The sequence below is a fragment of the Croceibacter atlanticus HTCC2559 genome (genome assembly GCF_000196315.1).
GTDB classification, from domain to species: Bacteria; Bacteroidota; Bacteroidia; order Flavobacteriales; family Flavobacteriaceae; genus Croceibacter; species Croceibacter atlanticus.
Window position 1 is genome coordinate 1,815,458 of the sequence record NC_014230.1, and the last position, 17,729, is coordinate 1,833,186.

The 17,729-nt window shown below is 33.7% G+C and carries 14 protein-coding genes; 10 read left to right on the top strand and 4 right to left on the bottom strand.

Annotated features, from left to right (window positions below; all coding sequences use genetic code 11):
- Positions 1-25: 25 nt before the first annotated feature.
- On the bottom strand, positions 26-640 hold the full coding sequence (locus CA2559_RS08200) for a hypothetical protein (RefSeq protein ID WP_013187402.1): 615 nt from the start codon (positions 638-640) through the stop codon (positions 26-28).
- Between the two features lie 5 nt (positions 641-645).
- On the bottom strand, positions 646-1,140 hold the full coding sequence (locus CA2559_RS08205) for an RNA polymerase sigma factor (RefSeq protein ID WP_013187403.1): 495 nt from the start codon (positions 1,138-1,140) through the stop codon (positions 646-648).
- 177 nt (positions 1,141-1,317) lie between these two features.
- Here CA2559_RS08205 and CA2559_RS08210 point away from each other — a divergent pair, with 177 nt between their 5' ends.
- The 3 genes from CA2559_RS08210 (at position 1,318) to CA2559_RS08220 (ending at position 4,854) form a co-directional block, all read left to right on the top strand.
- A complete protein-coding gene (locus tag CA2559_RS08210) occupies positions 1,318-2,616 on the top strand; it encodes an NAD(P)/FAD-dependent oxidoreductase (RefSeq protein WP_041240967.1) in 1,299 nt (432 codons plus the stop codon).
- Positions 2,617-2,697: 81 nt separating this feature from the next.
- Positions 2,698-3,681: a CPBP family intramembrane glutamic endopeptidase gene (locus CA2559_RS08215; RefSeq protein WP_013187405.1), complete on the top strand. Its 984-nt coding sequence runs from the start codon at positions 2,698-2,700 to the stop codon at positions 3,679-3,681.
- Between the two features lie 66 nt (positions 3,682-3,747).
- A complete protein-coding gene (locus CA2559_RS08220) occupies positions 3,748-4,854 on the top strand; it encodes an AMP-binding protein (protein WP_013187406.1) in 1,107 nt (368 codons plus the stop codon).
- 5 nt (positions 4,855-4,859) lie between these two features.
- Here CA2559_RS08220 and CA2559_RS08225 read toward each other — a convergent pair whose 3' ends face one another.
- The gene (locus tag CA2559_RS08225; RefSeq protein WP_013187407.1) at positions 4,860-6,488 is read right to left on the bottom strand and encodes an acyl-CoA carboxylase subunit beta; all 1,629 of its coding nucleotides are present in this window, start codon (positions 6,486-6,488) and stop codon (positions 4,860-4,862) included.
- A 225-nt stretch (positions 6,489-6,713) separates the two neighbouring features.
- On the opposite strand from CA2559_RS08225, the gene CA2559_RS08230 reads away from it, so the two are divergent.
- From CA2559_RS08230 to CA2559_RS08260, 7 genes are all read left to right on the top strand, one after another.
- Positions 6,714-8,129, top strand: coding sequence for a DNA/RNA non-specific endonuclease (locus CA2559_RS08230; RefSeq protein WP_013187408.1), 1,416 nt, complete (start codon positions 6,714-6,716; stop codon positions 8,127-8,129).
- Between the two features lie 227 nt (positions 8,130-8,356).
- Positions 8,357-8,533, top strand: a complete 177-nt coding sequence (locus tag CA2559_RS13755) for a CAL67264 family membrane protein (protein WP_013187409.1) — start codon at positions 8,357-8,359, stop codon at positions 8,531-8,533.
- A gap of 37 nt (positions 8,534-8,570) precedes the next feature.
- Positions 8,571-10,265 carry an energy-dependent translational throttle protein EttA gene (ettA, locus tag CA2559_RS08235; RefSeq protein ID WP_013187410.1) on the top strand — a complete coding sequence of 565 codons (1,695 nt, stop codon included), beginning with the start codon at positions 8,571-8,573 and terminating at the stop codon, positions 10,263-10,265.
- A gap of 189 nt (positions 10,266-10,454) precedes the next feature.
- On the top strand, positions 10,455-11,336 hold the full coding sequence (locus tag CA2559_RS08240; RefSeq protein WP_013187411.1) for a coiled-coil domain-containing protein: 882 nt from the start codon (positions 10,455-10,457) through the stop codon (positions 11,334-11,336).
- A gap of 517 nt (positions 11,337-11,853) precedes the next feature.
- Positions 11,854-13,197 carry a coiled-coil domain-containing protein gene (locus CA2559_RS08250; RefSeq protein WP_013187413.1) on the top strand — a complete coding sequence of 448 codons (1,344 nt, stop codon included), beginning with the start codon at positions 11,854-11,856 and terminating at the stop codon, positions 13,195-13,197.
- 112 nt (positions 13,198-13,309) lie between these two features.
- A complete protein-coding gene (locus CA2559_RS08255) occupies positions 13,310-14,377 on the top strand; it encodes a hypothetical protein (protein WP_013187414.1) in 1,068 nt (355 codons plus the stop codon).
- A 93-nt stretch (positions 14,378-14,470) separates the two neighbouring features.
- A complete protein-coding gene (locus tag CA2559_RS08260) occupies positions 14,471-16,429 on the top strand; it encodes an AAA family ATPase (protein WP_013187415.1) in 1,959 nt (652 codons plus the stop codon).
- A 10-nt stretch (positions 16,430-16,439) separates the two neighbouring features.
- Here the strand turns inward: CA2559_RS08260 and CA2559_RS08265 are convergent, their stop codons facing one another.
- The gene (locus CA2559_RS08265) at positions 16,440-17,669 is read right to left on the bottom strand and encodes a TlpA disulfide reductase family protein (protein WP_013187416.1); all 1,230 of its coding nucleotides are present in this window, start codon (positions 17,667-17,669) and stop codon (positions 16,440-16,442) included.
- Positions 17,670-17,729 lie beyond the last annotated feature (60 nt).

The following is a 17,729-nucleotide window of genomic DNA, read 5'->3' on the forward strand; positions in this document are numbered from 1 at the left end:
ATTAAACTAAGCAACATCACATTCCTTATATCTCCATAGTTTTTAGTTCCTTGTAGTTCTTTTTTAAGCGTCTTGTTAATATACCATATACCAATCTGTAAAAAAGTATTAGTATCCCTAAAATAACAATTAGAGTGGCAATTAATACAAACAACAACAGGTATGGAGATACACCTTCTGGAGTTGTACCAAATTCATTATGGGTATACATTAATACACTTACTACACAAAATGAAAGTGCAAAGAATAAAAGGTTAAACCAGACATAATGCTTAACAGTACGTCTTGTCTGTATTATATTTCGCATTAGTCCTTTTATAGAATCATCTGTGTTTATGCGTTTGTAGTTTATATAAAACTTAACCATAAAAAAGATAATTACCCCATAAAAGATAATATTACTAATCCAGTTAAAAACTTGAAATTCTGGTTTTGTCATCATATTATCCTTATCAAAAATAGCAATGATAACAGATAAGCCTATCCAGAATACAAACTCTATAATACTTATATAAAATATCCACTTTACTATAGAAGACGACTTTTCTAGAAGCATCTTATATAAATCGTTACTCTTATATTTAGGAAGAGAAGCATCCTGCTTCTTCCATTCCTGTTTCAATAAATCCAATCCTTCCATGATATCTACGGATTTAATATTGTTTTTAATTTTGTTTTTATTCGGTTCATCTTCACTCTTGCATTTACCTCGCTTATTCCTAAGGTTTCAGAAATATCTCTGTAATTCTTATCTTCTAAATAAAGAAATACTAAAGCTTTTTCTATGTCATTTAACTGCTTAACGGCTTTATACATTAGGTTAAGCTGCTGTTCTGTTTCATCATCATAAGGTATGTCACTAATCTTAAAATGAACCGTATCATAATCCTGTGTTTTAATTCGGCGTTTAGATTTTCTGTATAATGTTATAGCAGTGTTTAAGGCTACTCTATACATCCACGTACTAAACTTAGAGTCTCCTCTAAATTTAGGGTAGGCACGCCACAACTGTATGGTAATCTCTTGAAACAAATCTTTGTGCGATTGCTGGTCGTTGGTATACATACGACAAATTTTATGCACAATGTTTTGGTTTTCCTCGAGTTGGGCTACAAAACGTTGTTCTAATTGTGTTTTCACAGGTTGTTAGATAGTTACTTGTTAGTTGTATAAAGTTATAACTTGTTACAGCGCAATTAGAAAAAAAATAAGTTTTAAAATATCTGAAGCAAATATATATTTAAAAAAGTACTGGTTTAACGCCTGTTTAAGAATAGTAAAATGCTTTGTTTCGTATCTTTGGGAGAAACATCTTCTATGAATCTTCCAAAAACAGAACATCCACGATTAGTTATAATTGGTGGCGGTTTTGCAGGCATTTCTCTAGTAAAAAAACTTAAAGGATTGCCATTACAAGTGGTGTTATTAGACAAGAGAAATTACCATACGTTTCAACCTTTATTATACCAGGTTTCTACTAGTGGTTTAGAGCCGGATTCCATAGCGTATCCATTGCGAAAAATAACTAAGAATGCAAGCAACTGTCATTACAGGATGGCAGAGGTGCATCAAATAAATGCTGAAACAAATTCAATTTCAACCAACATAGGTGATTTAAAATTTGACTACTTGGTAATTGCTACAGGAAGCAAAACAAATTTCTTTGGCAATAAGAGTATAGAAGAAAACGGAATGTGGATGAAAACTGTACCACAAGCTTTAAACATTAGAAGCTTAATTCTTGAAAACTTAGAGCAAGCTAATATTACAGCTTCAAAAGAAAAGAGGAAAGCATTATTAAACTTTGTCATTGCTGGTGCTGGTCCAACTGGAGTAGAGTTAAGTGGTGCTATTGCAGAACTTAAAAACAATGTAATTCCCAAAGATTATCCTGGACTAGATATAAATGAGATGGAAATACATCTTATTGAAGGTTTAGATAGGGTTTTACCGCCAATGAGTGCGGCAGCTTCAAAAAAAGCAGAGAAATTCCTAAAAAACTTAGGAGTACAGCTACATTTTGAAACGTTTGTTGAAGACTATGATGGTAAAACAGTAACTACTAAAAGCGATTTGTCTTTTGAAACCGAAACGTTTATTTGGTCTGCAGGTGTAACAGGAGCACCAGTAAAAGGTTTAAACGCTAATGCTATTATAGATAAAGCAAACCGATATAAAGTAAACGCATTTAATCAAGTTGAGGGTTATGAGCATATTTTTGCGGTAGGAGACATAGCATTAATGGCAAGTAATGAATACCCTAAAGGACATCCGATGGTTGCACAACCTGCCATTCAACAAGGTGCACAACTTGCCAAAAACATTAAACATATATTAAAAAGTAAACCACTTGAGCCGTTTAGCTATTTTGATAAAGGCACAATGGCTACTATAGGTAGAAATAAAGCAGTTGTCGATTTAGGTAAATTTCGTATTGGTGGTTTTTTTGCTTGGTTTATCTGGATGTTTATTCACCTTTGGTTTTTGGTCGGTTTTAGAAATAGGTTAGTTACATTCTTTAATTGGACGTATAATTATATTAATTATGATAAAGCTGCACGACTAATAATTAGACCATTTAAACAGAAAAAGCATGAAATGTCAGATGGTGAATAATTCAATTTACTGTATCTAATATTCAGACGTAACATAGATACTTTTATGGCGTCTAATCTCTAAACCCTTAAATTAAATTTTATGTATATAGCACAAGTTCAAAACACACTTCATGATTGGTGGCGTTATATTATTGGTGTGATAATAGCTATAGTTGGTGTTTTTGTTTTCTCTGTACCACATCTTATAGGATTAGGTTACAAAGTGGCACAAGGTGAATTAGAGGCTTCACAATTAGAAGATGTTTCTGCAGTTATGACAGCATTTTCTTCCAACGTTAATTTAATTTTTATCATTCTTCCGTTTCTTGGTGGTTTATTGTTTCTGCTTTTTGCAGTAAAAAAACTACACGAGCAAAGCATTACCTCATTAACAACAGCAAGAAAAACTGTAGACTGGAAACGAATATTCTTTGCGTTCTTCTTTTGGGGTATACTATCATCTGGATTGGTGTTATTAGATTATGCTGTTACACCTGAAGATTATGTGTTAAATTTTAATTGGCAGCCATTCATAATACTTTGTCTTATATCTTTCCTGCTATTGCCTTTTCAAACCAGTTTTGAGGAATATTTATTTAGAGGATACTTAATGCAGGGCATTGGTTATTTTGTGAAAAACAAATGGTTTCCATTACTGCTTACATCAGTAGTATTTGGATTATTGCATATTGCAAACCCAGAAGTAGATAAACTAGGCTATGGTGTTATGGTGTATTATATTGGTACAGGTTTGTTTTTAGGGATACTTACCTTAATGGATGATGGTATGGAGTTGGCCTTAGGGTTTCACGCTGCAAATAATATATTTACTGCGCTCTTAGTTACCGCAGACTGGACAGCATTGCAAACCGATTCTATTTTTAAAGATATTTCAGATCCTAGCTTAGGGTTTGTGGAGTTAATTGCTCCAGTTTTTATAATGTTTCCTTTATTATTATTCATATTTGGAAAAGTTTACAAATGGAATAATTGGAAGGAACGTCTAATTGGAAAAGTAAATGTTTATCAAAAACCTGTTGATCCAGATTACAGTATACTATCTGATGCTGAAGATTTAGAATAAAAATATAACGCTTTCTTAGTATTCTCATAACGTATAAGTTAATATCTTAGTCTAACATTGATAATTATGTTAGAAGAACTAAATATAGAGACCGTAGAGACACATCGAGATTTTAAACTTAACAAGCACCATTATTCTTCTCAAGACCTAAAGGTGGTTGCTTACAGTTTGGTAAAGGAAGGAGAGCCTTATGAAGAGAAAGTAGGTAATTTTCTTTTAGATTGGTTAGATGAGAAAGACTATGTAGAAGTTAGTACATCTGGTTCTACCGGAAAACCTAAGGTAATTAAACTTAAAAAAGAGCATATGATAAATAGTGCTCTTGCCTCTCAAAAATTCTTTAAACTTCAAAATCCATGTACTGCATTATTATGTTTGCCTGCAGATTATATAGCTGGTAAGATGATGTTGGTTAGGGCAATAGTTTTGGGTTGGGAACTAGATATGGTTCCTCCAAAAGCAAATCCTTTAGATCAAGTTTACAAGCGTTATGATTTTTGTGCAATGACGCCATTTCAGCTTGATAACTCATTAGCGAGACTGCATTTAGTAAAAAAACTAATAGTTGGTGGTGGTGCTATTTCTGTTAATTTAAGCAAGCTTGTACAAGGAATTAAAACTAAGGTGTATGAAACTTATGGTATGACAGAAACCTGTAGCCATATTGCCGCACGACGTATAAATCCTAAAAAGCAGAAAAAAACTACCATACCATTTAAGACCTTTCCTAAGGTGACTATAAAGTTAGACCATAGAGACTGTCTTATAATTAAAGCACCTAATGTTAGTGATGAGGAGCTTGTAACAAATGATGTTGTAGAGCTGCTTACCTATAAAAAATTTATATGGCGTGGTAGGTATGACAATGTCATAAATAGTGGTGGTGTAAAATTGTATCCTGAAGAAATTGAAACCAAATTATCTAAAATAATAGGGCATAGATTTTTTGTAGCTTCTGTAGAAGATGATTCTCTAGGAGAAAAACTAATCTTACTCGTAGAGAGAGAATTTTCTGAAGAAACCAAAACAAATCTTTCTCAAGCCATAAAAAGCTTGAAAACACTAGATCGTTTTGAGCGTCCAAAACAAATCATATTTATAGAAAAATTTGAAGAGACAGATTCAGGTAAAATACATAGATTAAATACACTGGATCAAAATCTTATGAATTAAAGATATTAAACCTGTAAAACACCAAGATTAAACTTCTTCTCTATAGGAGCGTGGTTTGCAGCTTCAATCCCATGAGAAATCCATTTTCTGGTATCTAAAGGATTAATTACAGCATCTGTCCATAATCTAGATGCAGCGTAGTAAGGAGACACTTGCTCGTCATAACGATCTTTTATCTTCTTAAACATTTCATCTTCCTTCTCTTTAGTAATTGTTTTGCCTTGTTTCTTTAAGGATGCAGTTTCAATTTGCAATAACACTTTTGCAGCAGAGTTTCCACTCATTACAGCAAGCTCTGCAGTTGGCCAAGCCGCAATTAATCTTGGGTCATAAGCCTTTCCGCACATTGCATAATTACCGGCACCATAAGAGTTGCCAATTACAATAGTAAACTTAGGAACAACACTGTTACTTACAGCATTTACTAATTTAGCGCCATCTTTAATAATGCCACCATGTTCACTTTTACTACCTACCATAAAACCTGTAACATCTTGTAAAAACACTAGCGGTATTTTCTTTTGATTACAGTTTGCTATAAATCGTGTGGCTTTATCTGCACTGTCGCTATAAATTACACCACCAAATTGCATTTCACCTTTCTTGGTTTTTACAATTTTACGTTGGTTGGCTACAATTCCAACAGCCCAACCATCTATGCGAGCATATCCAGTAATAATTGTTTGTCCATAGCCGTCTTTATAAGCTTCAAATTCAGAGTTATCTACTAATCTTGAGATAATCTCCATCATATCATATTGCTCATGCCTAGCTTTTGGTAAGATTCCGAAAATTTCATCTTGATTTAAAGATGGTTTTTGAGCTTTTTTACGATTAAAACCAGCTTTATCAAAATCGCCAATTTTATCCATGATATTCTTTATGGTATCTAAAGCATCTTTGTCGTCTTTAGACTTATAATCTGTTACACCGCTAATTTCACAATGTGTTGTTGCGCCTCCAAGAGTTTCATTATCTATAGTTTCACCAATGGCAGCTTTTACAAGATAGCTTCCAGCTAAAAATATACTTCCAGTTTTATCTACTATCAACGCTTCATCACTCATAATAGGTAAATAGGCACCACCAGCAACACAACTGCCCATAACAGCACTTATTTGAGTAATACCCATACTACTCATCACAGCATTGTTTCTAAAAATGCGTCCAAAATGCTCTTTGTCTGGAAAGATTTCATCTTGCATTGGTAAATACACACCAGCACTATCTACTAAATAAATAATAGGTAATCTATTTTCCATAGCTATTTCTTGGGCTCTCAAGTTCTTCTTGCCTGTCATAGGAAACCAAGCACCAGCTTTTACGGTAGCATCATTTGCTACAACAATACACTGTTTGCCTTTAACGTGTCCTATTTTAATAACAACACCTGCACTTGGGCAACCACCATGGTCTTCGTACATACCATCTGCAGCAAAAGCACCAATTTCAATAGCAGCTTCGTGATCATCTAGTAAATAGTTAATACGTTCTCTTGCTGTCATCTTTCCTTTAGCATGGTGTTTTTCAATACGCTTTTCACCGCCGCCAAGTTTAATTTTTGCAAGTCGATCTCTTAAATTTGAAACCTTTAATTTATTAACGTCTTCATTTTTATTGAAGTTGATATCCATAGAATAATGATGTGTTGGTTTGCTATTGTTGCGAAAATACAAAAAACCACTTTGAAATTTAAGAGTTTATATTTTTTCAATTGGCAGTATTCCTTTTATAAATGGAAAATGTTTAAAACCTGTTTATAACACGCAAATAGATTTGTATTTGTTCATCTTATATTAACATAGAATATAGGGAGTTAGATGTACATTTATCACTTGTATTAACCAAACCAAACATTTATGAAATCATTTTTATTTAAACCCTTAATTGTATTATCAACACTTTTAATTATTGTATCCTGTTCGAAGGATGATGATACTTATGAATCTTTAGAAACACTTTCTGTTGAAGTTATTGGTGAAATTGAAGCTAAGACAACTTTACAAGATAATAGTGGAGCACATGAACATAACTTCTCAGGACTAAGAGTGGATGGCTTTACTGAAGCTTTTGAAAGCGGCTCTAAAGGTAGTTACGCTGGTGCAAATGTTACGCTTGCATCTGGAAGCTGGTACCTAACAGATGCTTTGTTAGGCTCACTATCTAATGATAGAAAATACGGCTCTAAATCTATGCGCATAAGAAATTCTGGTTATGCTATCATGAATTTTAATATGGATAACGGTGCAGACATAGTAAGAGTTAGGCACGCTAAATACGGTAGCAATGGTACATCTACTTGGCGTTTAATTGCTTCTTATGATAATGGAGCAAACTGGTACTATGTAGGTGATACGGTAACCACAAACTCTACAACCTTAAACACTGTAACATTTACAGTAAATACAACGTCTGCTGTAAGATTTGGTATTATGAAACTTTCTGGTGGTAGCAATAGAATAAATATAGACAACTTCGAAATCACAACATCATCTGGAAGTGGAAATGGTGGTGGCGGAACAGCAGCAAGAGATAGCAATATTACCTTCGGAAATCCATCTAATGCCAACACTTCATCTAACAACTATTACCTTTCTAAACCAGATTTCATTTTGTCTTACAATAACTCACGAGGAACAGCAAATTGGGTAAGCTGGCATTTAAGTGATGCCTGGAGAGGAAATGCAGACCGTTGTGATTGTTTTAAAGGTGATTACTCATTACCTAGCAGTTTTTATAAGCCAACAACTGGAGATTATACTGGTACAGGATTTAATAGAGGTCATTTGTGTCCTTCAGCAGATAGAACTTATACAGATGGTGCTAATGAAAACACTTTTTATATGAGTAACATTGCGCCACAATCTCCAGATAACAACCAGCAAACTTGGGCAAATTTTGAAAACTATTTAAGATCGTTAACAGATGAAGGCAAGGAAATTCATATTATTTCTGGGGTTCATGGTTCTGGTGGTACAGGAAGTAATGGTTATGCTGCAACCATAGATAGTGGGCAAATTACAGTGCCAGATACGTTCTGGAAAGTGGCATTGATTTTAGATAATGGCACAGATGATATTAATCGAGTAACCTCAAGCACTAGAGTCATTGCAATTAATGTCCCTAATGACCAAGGCGTTAATAGCAATTGGGCACAGTACAGAACAACTGTTAATGCTATAGAGAACCTTACTGGATATGATTTATTAGAAAATATTCCAAACTCAATTGAAGCTGTGTTAGAGTCTAACGTCGATAATGGACCTACAAGCTAAATTGAAGCTAATATAATTTTTCAAAACCCCTTATAAATTGTAGTTTACATTTTATAAGGGGTTTTTTCCTGCAAGTAAAAACAGTGTTGTAGGAAAGTTACCAATACACGATATTTGTCCTTCATTACTGCGCTAAGGATAGAAGCGGTATCATCCTTTGTAAAGGAGATTTAGCGAATAGCCTGTTTAAGCGCCCAAATAACACAATAAAATTTTATAGAAGGATGATGAATAAAAATACAGTATTGGCTTGGGCCACATTTATAATGATATTAGTAGGTCTAGGATTAATTGCTCTAGGTGCTTTTAAATATGACGATGTTGCCGGTTGGGGCTTTGTGTCTGTGGGAATTGGTTTCTTTGCTATTGCTTGGGTGTTTAATGCCTTAAAAGGACGCGTTTAGTAATCCTCTTATTTTAAATTTAAATTTTTGACTATTTATGAGCGACGATAAAAAAGTAATTTTTTCAATGTCTGGTGTAAGCAAGACATTTCCTGGTGCTAATACACCAGTAATTAAGAATATGTATTTAAGTTTTTTCTATGGTGCTAAAATTGGTATCCTAGGTTTAAACGGTTCTGGTAAGTCTACATTATTAAAGATTATTGCAGGTGTAGATAAGAATTTTCAAGGTGATGTGGTTTTCTCTCAAGACTATTCTGTAGGTTACTTAGAGCAAGAACCAAAATTAGATGAAGACAAAACTGTACTGGAAGTTGTAAAAGAAGGTGTAGCAGAAACTGTTGCTGTTTTAGATGAGTACAATAAAATAAACGATCAATTTGGATTAGAAGAGGTTTACTCAGATCCAGATAAGATGGAAAAGCTTATGAACCGTCAGGCAGTTTTGCAAGACGAGATAGATGCCAGCAATGCTTGGGATCTAGACACAAAGCTTAATATAGCTATGGATGCGCTACGTACGCCAGATGCAGATAAAAAAATAAGTGTACTTTCTGGTGGAGAACGCCGTCGTGTTGCTTTATGTAGATTACTGCTTAGAGAGCCAGATGTTCTTTTATTAGATGAGCCTACCAACCACCTTGATGCAGAATCTGTACATTGGTTAGAGCACCATTTACAACAATATAAAGGAACGGTAATAGCAGTAACTCACGATAGATACTTTTTAGATAACGTTGCTGGTTGGATTTTAGAATTAGATAGAGGTGAAGGTATTCCTTGGGAAGGTAACTACTCTTCTTGGCTAGACCAAAAATCTAAACGTTTGGCTCAAGAAAGCAAAACAGCCTCTAAACGTCAAAAAACTTTAGAGCGAGAGTTAGAATGGGTACGTCAAGGTGCAAAAGGCCGCCAGACTAAACAAAAGGCACGTCTTAAAAATTATGATAAGCTTTTATCTCAAGACCAAAAACAGTTAGATGACAAGTTGGAAATTTATATTCCAAATGGTCCACGTTTAGGAACAAATGTTATCGAAGCTAAAAACGTAAGTAAAGCTTACGGTGATAAATTGTTATATGACGACTTAAACTTTCAACTTCCTCAAGCAGGTATTGTTGGTATTATTGGACCAAACGGTGCTGGTAAAACAACAATTTTTAAAATGATTATGGGCGAAGAAAGTCCAGATAGCGGTAATTTTGAGGTAGGAGACACAGCAAAGATCGCCTATGTAGATCAAAAGCACGCTAATATAGATAACGATAAATCTATTTGGGAAAACTTTAGCGATAGCCAAGAATTAGTAATGATGGGTGGCAAGCAGGTTAACTCTAGAGCTTACTTAAGCAGATTTAATTTTAGTGGTAGCGAACAAAACAAAAAAGTAAGCAAGCTTTCTGGTGGTGAGCGAAACCGTCTTCACTTGGCAATGACGCTTAAGGAAGAAGGTAACGTATTACTGTTAGATGAGCCTACTAACGATTTAGATGTAAATACACTTAGAGCATTAGAGGAAGGTTTAGAAAACTTTGCAGGCTGTGCAGTAGTAATTTCTCACGACCGTTGGTTCTTAGATAGAATTTGTACTCATATTCTTGCTTTTGAAGGTAATAGTCAAGTATATTTCTTTGAAGGTGGTTTTAGTGACTATGAAGAGAATAAAAAGAAACGATTAGGAGGCGATTTAATGCCAAAACGAATCAAATACAAACGACTAACCAGAGATTAGTTCGTCGATTAAATTTTACAAGAGCTTAACTACCAGTAGTTAAGCTCTTTTTATTTTAACATATTTTTACATAAACACGTTAAATCTTAGCTAAATAACATAATTTCAATACATTCGAGACGTTTAACTATATAATATTGCAACGTATAAATGCTCCACGTTTAGTGTAGAGCTATAAAAATTAAATTTATGACAACTGAAAAAAATAACACAGGAATGCGTGTACTCACTATACTATTAGCAGTATTGCTAGTTGTTGCGGGTATTATGGTTGTAAAGTTATACAATCAGGAAAAAGAGACTAAAGCTCAATTAGAGAAAGAGAAAGAAATTGTACTTAAAGACCTTAATGAAATGGTTGTGCAGTATGATGAGGTAATTGAAGAAAACAACCTTGTAAACTCAGACTTAAATGAAGCTAGAGAGCGTGTAAAAATACTTATAGATTCTGTTGAGGTAATGAAAGCAGATATTGCTGTATTACGTCGTTACCAAGGTCAAGTTAATAAGCTTAACAAGCAGTTAGAGTATTTATTTGCTCAAAACGATTCTTTAAGAGGTACTAATAGCTTATTAGCTATGCGTGTTACAGAAACTAAGGAAGAGTTAGATCAAACCAATGCTGCAAAAGATTCTTTAGCTACTAAAGCAGAAGAGTTAGAAACGGTAATTGCCAAAGAAGCTAGATTATCTGTAGTAAGTTTAAAATCTAATGCAGTTATTGAAAGACGCTCAGGACGTTTAGTTGAAAATGACAACGCAAGTAGAGTAGACTTAATAAGAACTTGTTATACTATACCTACAAACCGTTTAGCAGAACCTGGAGACAAAGTATTATATGTACAAGTAAAAGATCCTAAAGGTATTATTATGGGTGCCAATCAAACTGTTACAGTTGATGGTGAGCAGATAACATATAGTAAAATTTCAAGATTCTACTACGAGAACAAGCCTTTAGATGTTTGTGAAAATGTAAAAAACACAAGAGGAGATTTCTTAGAAGGAAAGTATACAGTAAATGTATTTAATGGTAATGAATTACTATCTACAACAGAGTTTGTGTTAGACTAAACACTATTTAAATACTATAAATTATTAAATCCCGATGGTTTAACCATCGGGATTTTTTTTGTGCCAAATCTAATCTTTAAGGCTTATTTTGTAAATAAACTGTAACATTTTAACGATTTTGATTACTTATCTATTAAACAATCCTAAAAATGAGTTACGGTCCACACCAGATGAAAATGTTACAGGACAGAAGGCAAAAAACGTCTTCTCGTACTCAGGAATTCTTTAAGCAATCCACGCATAAAGTATATTCAGGTAAGGTTAAAAAACTACATTCAGTTGAGGTTACAGAATCATTATTATTCGATATAAGAAGACGATTAAAAAAGGAGCATAAAATGAGATTGAAAAAGATTGTCGTATTCACAACAATAGTTCTCATTTTAATACTCACAGTAATTTTTATTTACTTGTAAAAATGAAAGCCTTCAAAATTTTAATACTCAACTATTTTAACGAAATTGCTATAACATTTTTCATTAATCAACACTAAGACTTAACACAATTTAAATACAACATGGCAGACGATTTTGATTTATTAGAAACGGCATCTTCAGAAAAGAGCCAAGAAAAAGTAGATGTAAACTGGGGCAAAACCATAGACCAGATGAAGTCTAGACTTTCTCAGGAACAAGACCCACAAACAAGACAAAAAATCTTAAATGCCACATTAGACGATGTTGTGAAAATGGCAGAGACAGATAGGTCTACACTATTAGATGCCATTAAAGATCTTACAGACTATCAAGATGAAGTAGGAATAATATTCGAGAAATTCTCATCATTAAATGCTGAAGAGCAAAAAGTGATTGATGATGCTCAAAAAGCTTTAGAACGTGCTAAGATTGAACTGGAAGATGCAGAAAATGTAAAAGATACTTGGTGGAATAATTTATTTGGTCGCAAAAGCCGAATTAAAAAGAAAGAAGAAGAACTTAAAGAAGCTCAGAAAACTAGAGATGCTGCAGATAATAAAGCTAAAGCAATGTTTCAAGGGCGTATTGAAAGTGCAGATGTACAAACACTTTTAGGTGAATTATCTTATAAGTCTCAAGCAGCAGTTACACGTCTTAAAAATAGAGAAGTTGAAATTAAAGAAGTAGAAGACAGATTACAAGATGCTATTGTAGAAGCAAGTAAAAACCATACAAAAGCACTTGAGAAAAAAGCAGAAACAGAAGAAAAGCTAGAAGAGCAATATGCATTGTTAAAGCAAGCACGTCAAGCTTTAGAAGAAGTTACTGACAAGCAATCTACACAATACTCAGAGGCAATAGGAAAAGTTACTCAGATCGAGCAAAAAGTAGAAGAGTTAGAAGGGTTGAGAAACGCCTATATAACGCTTGCGGCTTCAAAAGACAGCTTTGTACATAAACATAATCTTACCATTAAAGTTTTAACGTCTTTACGCAGTAACTTACAAACACATCGTGCTAAATTAAAGAGTGATACAGAAGAGCGTCTAAAATACTATGATGGTTATATTGTAGCATTAAAAGCACGTACAGATCAAGAGTTTGCGGCAATCTTAGAACACCTAGGTGTTAAGACAGATGAGCATATTGGAGAAACATTGGCATCTATGCATACAGCAAGTGCTAAGGCAAGACAAAGTATGATGGATAACATTCCTGTTCATGAAAAAGTTATGAAAGGTGTGTATGGCAGTTATGCTGAAGCATTACAGGAAATAAGAGAAAAGGATGCAACAATACGACAAAATTTTGCAGACAGATATGGGATAGATATGAAAGAACTGTTTGAAGAATATTACGCAGATGGTAAAAAGCAAAATCCTAAACCAGAAACTCCTAAGAAACCAAGTGAACCAGACACTTCTGGAGATGACCTTTTAAGTTAATTCCCTTTAACTTTAAACACTAAAAATGTAATCGCATAGTGTTGCATTTTTAGTGTTTTCAATACTACTTGTACTTTTTTTTACTGTCTATTCTAGTTTTCCAATACATTACATGTCCTTAAATCAAATTGTAACACCGTTAGATTCTGCTACCTTAGAGACTAAGGAACAGTATGTTTTTTATCATCATATTGTAACACATGCTATAGATGTTGTCTTAAAAGGCTTAGAAACTCATAGCTTATGTAATACCCAAGAAGTAGTCTTAATTAAGCAATACATGAAGCTATTCTTGTATTCTTTAGAGATGATGCGTGTTAAATATAAATATGATGAAGAGCATCATATGAAAATTGATGTTACAGAATCTGGTTTTCCTAACTACCTTGAGTTTAGATATCTTATAAACGACTTAGCATTAAGAAATGAACATATTAATAGGCTACCTAAAGTAGAAGAGCTAAAGGAGAAATTTTTAGATACTCTTTTAAAAGACAAAACTCATATTAGTGAGCACCAATTGTTTCAAGCAGCATATATAGTATATTACTCCGATGTTGAAGAGCATAAAATTTTCAAAAGATTTATACAGGGAAAAATACTAAAGGCAAATGCACACAACGCTCAATATATGGTGAGTTGGTGCTTTTATGATGTAAGCTTAAACAGACCTTTTTTAAACTTCATGTACTTTGATTATTCTGGAGACGTAGAAGACCTAAAAGACGATTTATATACAGTGTTGTTAAGTACTGCAGACCGATCTATGAGTTTGGATACCTTGGCATATCTTATAGACAAAAAACTATATAAGGTATATCCAAAACTATTAAGGAGATTAGATTTAGGACCAATTCATAGTGTATTTGCAAAAGACGAAAATATTTTCACACACCAAATACTTAAGAGTATTGTAAGTAAAGACTTACCGTTATCTTCTTATGCATTAACGTTAAGTATAGACAACTTAACTACAAAAGGCACTTTTAAGGAAGGTAGTTTTTTTATGAAGCAAACCCTTCAGCATTGGGATAAGCAACCAACAGAGAAATACTTATTTGCACCACATCGTGTATTGCAAATGTTATATCATAACGTTCCAGAAACAATTACAAGGTTAAGTAAATCTCCTTTCCTAATAGACGATCTTGAAATTGATTTAAAGAAAAAAGAACATTGAAAAAAGGAATTTAGGGAATAGCACATAGTGCCGTAAAGTGCTTTCCTATAATTTTTATTCATAGAACCTGACAACCATCTTAACCTAAAACAAATGGAACATAACAGTACATTCCCAATAAAAGAAGCAGATTTAAAGGCGTTGCGAGAAGAAGCGGCTTCCTATATTAAAGGAATACAATGGGAGCAAGGTTATCGAGCAAAAAGCAAGGAAAAGGAAACCAAGGAGCAGGAAAACATATTACTTTACCTTTCTAAAGCAACTGGAGGTTCTTCTGCCACAGACATTACTTCTGTTTCAAAAACAATTTTAGCTCTTAAAAAACGGTTGTTGCCAGATACAGTAGCATTACCATTACAACTAAATGAGACGCTATTTGTTTTACAAGAAGCTATAGCCATAGGTATATGGGCAAAAGATAGTTATTATGATGCCTCTGGTTTAAGCGATTTAAATGAACGCAAGGCAACCCTAACACCTAACCAGCGTCACGACTTAGAAGCTAAGATGCAAACCGCTACGGCATTTATGTTATTTAGTTTGGCAAGTTACATAGTCACTACATTAAAAGAACGCACAAGTGAAACTGTAAACGTGATGAAAAACAAGTTTGCAGGAATACCAGAACTTTCTTTAAACACACCTACAAAAGGACTATCGTGTGTGCTGTTTTATTATGACAAGTACTTAAATCATCCAGATATTATTACTAAAGAACGTGATAGTATAGATTTTACGGTTGTTTTCTTTGAAGCATTAATAGGAGAAATTAATCTTCGTAAAAATGCGTTGGAGCACACAGAAACTATTACAGACAGAACATATAAATTAGAGAATTCAACATTTTCTATCTCAGGTTGGGATCTTAATTTTTTAGATACAGCAAAGAGTGTAGAGTTTAATAAAATTAAGTTTGAAGAAATTGTTGGTAACCGAGATGCCAAACATTTTTCTAGACGGCTAACAGAGCGTTTGCTAAGTTATGATGTAGAAGCAAAGAAGAATCCGTTTCAGGAATTAGGCGGCTTTATGCCAGTATTTATGGGTTACGGTATTCCTGGTACAGGAAAAAGTATGCTAATTGCAGCTATTGCAACACGATTAAAAGAGTTAACAGACCAATTAGAAGTTCCATTTTTATTTCACCCAATGCCAGATACGTTAATATCTACATTTCAAGGTGGTTCTGCGGAAAAGATGGTACAGTGGATGAAACCTTTACAAGACCCAACTCGCTTAATCTTTGCACCTATAGATGATGCTGAGAATAATTTACAAGAACGTACAGCACAAGGTGTTTCCGCAGGTGTTAAAGAAGTAATAGGTGTGTTTTTAAGGTATACAGAAGGTGCATATGCTATGAATTACGGAAATTCATCTATTGGCTTATTTACAAACTTGCCTGAGCAATTAGATAAAGCGGTAATAAATAGGATTCAAGGCAGATTTAAAATTGACGGCGCGCAATCTGAGAACGACTTTATAGATCAAGACTATTTATGGTGGAAAAAATTTGAAACCACATTGCCTGGTTTTGTAAGTATGAAAAATCCAGACTATAGTTTTTTAGCCGATCAACAATTGGTTTCAAACTTATCTCAACTTATGGAGACAATTGAAAAGCCAACAGAAGAACGCGTCTTGAAAATTTATGAAACTGTTGAAGCTGCTCATACAGCTAACGAGCATCAATTTTATGCAGCGTTATACAAACAAGTACAAGATGTATTTCCATTTTTCTCTTCTAGAGATGTAAGAAATATACAGAGTGCAATTTCGCTAAGGTTAACAGATTTCGATTTACCCGAAGACTGGTATGAAAATCCTGAAATATATTTTAAGAAAACTTATAACACAAAGCTCGATATGCTTAGGGAGTTAATGAAAGCCAATATGAAAGGCCTTAATTTCTCTGACATAAGAAAGCAAGAAGTTATTCGCTATCTAGATAATATGGCCATAATAGCAGATACAGATTTTAAACGCAAAGTAGACAGCCGTATTAAACAAATGAATGTTGAGGTTGCTGCAAGAAAACAGTTTGAGAGCTAAGGTTTCTTTGTTATTCAGCTAATAATTCTGTTACAAAAGCATCAAACTCTCTTTTAAAAACTTCATACTTTTCTCCAGTTGCAGGACCATCAAAACCAGTGTGAATCTTTCTTACTACACCTTTTTTATCTACAAATATAGTAGTAGGATAGGAGAGAATTTGGTTAAGCATAGGTAACTTTTCTTGAGATTTAGCTTTATCTGCACTACCATATTGTGCTAATAATATAGGATAAGGAACATTTGCATTGTCTTTTAACCTTTCAATACTTTTAAAAGCCTTTTCCTTGGTAGGAGCATACTCAAAAGCAAGAGCTAGAAATTCTAAATCATCTGTTTTATAAGCATTATAATAGTCTACATAATATCTTGTCTCATCTAAACAGTTAGGGCACCAAGTTCCCATAATTTGTATAATTCTTACTTTTCCTTTAAGGTTGTCATCATTTAAGGAGATACTTTCGCCTTTAAGATTTGGAAAAGTAAACTCTAAACCATCATAACCATCTTTAATATAAGTTAATGCATTTGCATCTGGAAGCTCATAAGCATCATTGCGCATAGCCTCAAAGGGTTCCTTAAAATGATTGCCAGAATAAAAAGTTCCTTTTAATTGATCACCTTCTACTTGACCGCTAAATAAAAATGCGTGAGCACCATCAAAAGTAGAAAGTTCAAAATAGTTGCCATATACAACACCTTCTAAGTAACGATAGTCTCCAGTTGTAGTTCTAAAAGTACCCGTAAGAGTATTACCATCTTGTATAAAAATACCTTTTGCGACATAACTATCTTCTGTGCCTGGACTAAAAATAGTTTCCCATGAGCCTGTCATGTCTACACTTGGTTCATCTTCAATTTCAAACCGATCTTTTTTACCATATGTAGCTGTAAAGTTTACAATGCGATTTAAGCTTGGTTTAATATACTTAGCAGAAATATTTGTAGAGTCGAATGTGCCTTTAATGATACCTTCGTATACAGGAAATTGAATAGTAATGGTGTCGCCTTCTACATTAATATCTTCAACATTAATTTCCTCTTCGGCATTAAAAACCGTTAAGGTATTATTATCATTAACCTTAAATGTAAAGGGTAACTGTTTACCATCTTGTACATCTAAAACAGCATGCCAATCTCCTGTTTTTAAAGGGAGACTTTCTTGAGTGTTAGTAGTAGTTTCTGTTTTACAAGATAGTAGCGTAGTGAACACTAATAAGGTTGCAAAAAATGCTTTCATAACTAATAAATTAAGTTGGTTGGTCGTAGTAGAAAGGTATAGCTTTCTATAAAATTAAAG

Bases quoted from the DNA above. Each gene is read 5' to 3' on its own strand.
- CA2559_RS08200 (WP_013187402.1), bottom strand. From the start codon at position 640: ATGGAAGGATTGGATTTATTGAAACAGGAATGGAAGAAGCAGGATGCT.
- CA2559_RS08210 (WP_041240967.1), top strand. From the start codon at position 1,318: ATGAATCTTCCAAAAACAGAACATCCACGATTAGTTATAATTGGTGGC.
- CA2559_RS08215 (WP_013187405.1), top strand. From the start codon at position 2,698: ATGTATATAGCACAAGTTCAAAACACACTTCATGATTGGTGGCGTTAT.
- CA2559_RS08220 (WP_013187406.1), top strand. From the start codon at position 3,748: ATGTTAGAAGAACTAAATATAGAGACCGTAGAGACACATCGAGATTTT.
- CA2559_RS08225 (WP_013187407.1), bottom strand. From the start codon at position 6,488: ATGGATATCAACTTCAATAAAAATGAAGACGTTAATAAATTAAAGGTT.
- CA2559_RS08230 (WP_013187408.1), top strand. From the start codon at position 6,714: ATGAAATCATTTTTATTTAAACCCTTAATTGTATTATCAACACTTTTA.
- CA2559_RS13755 (WP_013187409.1), top strand. From the start codon at position 8,357: ATGAATAAAAATACAGTATTGGCTTGGGCCACATTTATAATGATATTA.
- ettA (WP_013187410.1), top strand. From the start codon at position 8,571: ATGAGCGACGATAAAAAAGTAATTTTTTCAATGTCTGGTGTAAGCAAG.
- CA2559_RS08240 (WP_013187411.1), top strand. From the start codon at position 10,455: ATGACAACTGAAAAAAATAACACAGGAATGCGTGTACTCACTATACTA.
- CA2559_RS08250 (WP_013187413.1), top strand. From the start codon at position 11,854: ATGGCAGACGATTTTGATTTATTAGAAACGGCATCTTCAGAAAAGAGC.
- CA2559_RS08255 (WP_013187414.1), top strand. From the start codon at position 13,310: ATGTCCTTAAATCAAATTGTAACACCGTTAGATTCTGCTACCTTAGAG.
- CA2559_RS08260 (WP_013187415.1), top strand. From the start codon at position 14,471: ATGGAACATAACAGTACATTCCCAATAAAAGAAGCAGATTTAAAGGCG.
- CA2559_RS08265 (WP_013187416.1), bottom strand. From the start codon at position 17,669: ATGAAAGCATTTTTTGCAACCTTATTAGTGTTCACTACGCTACTATCT.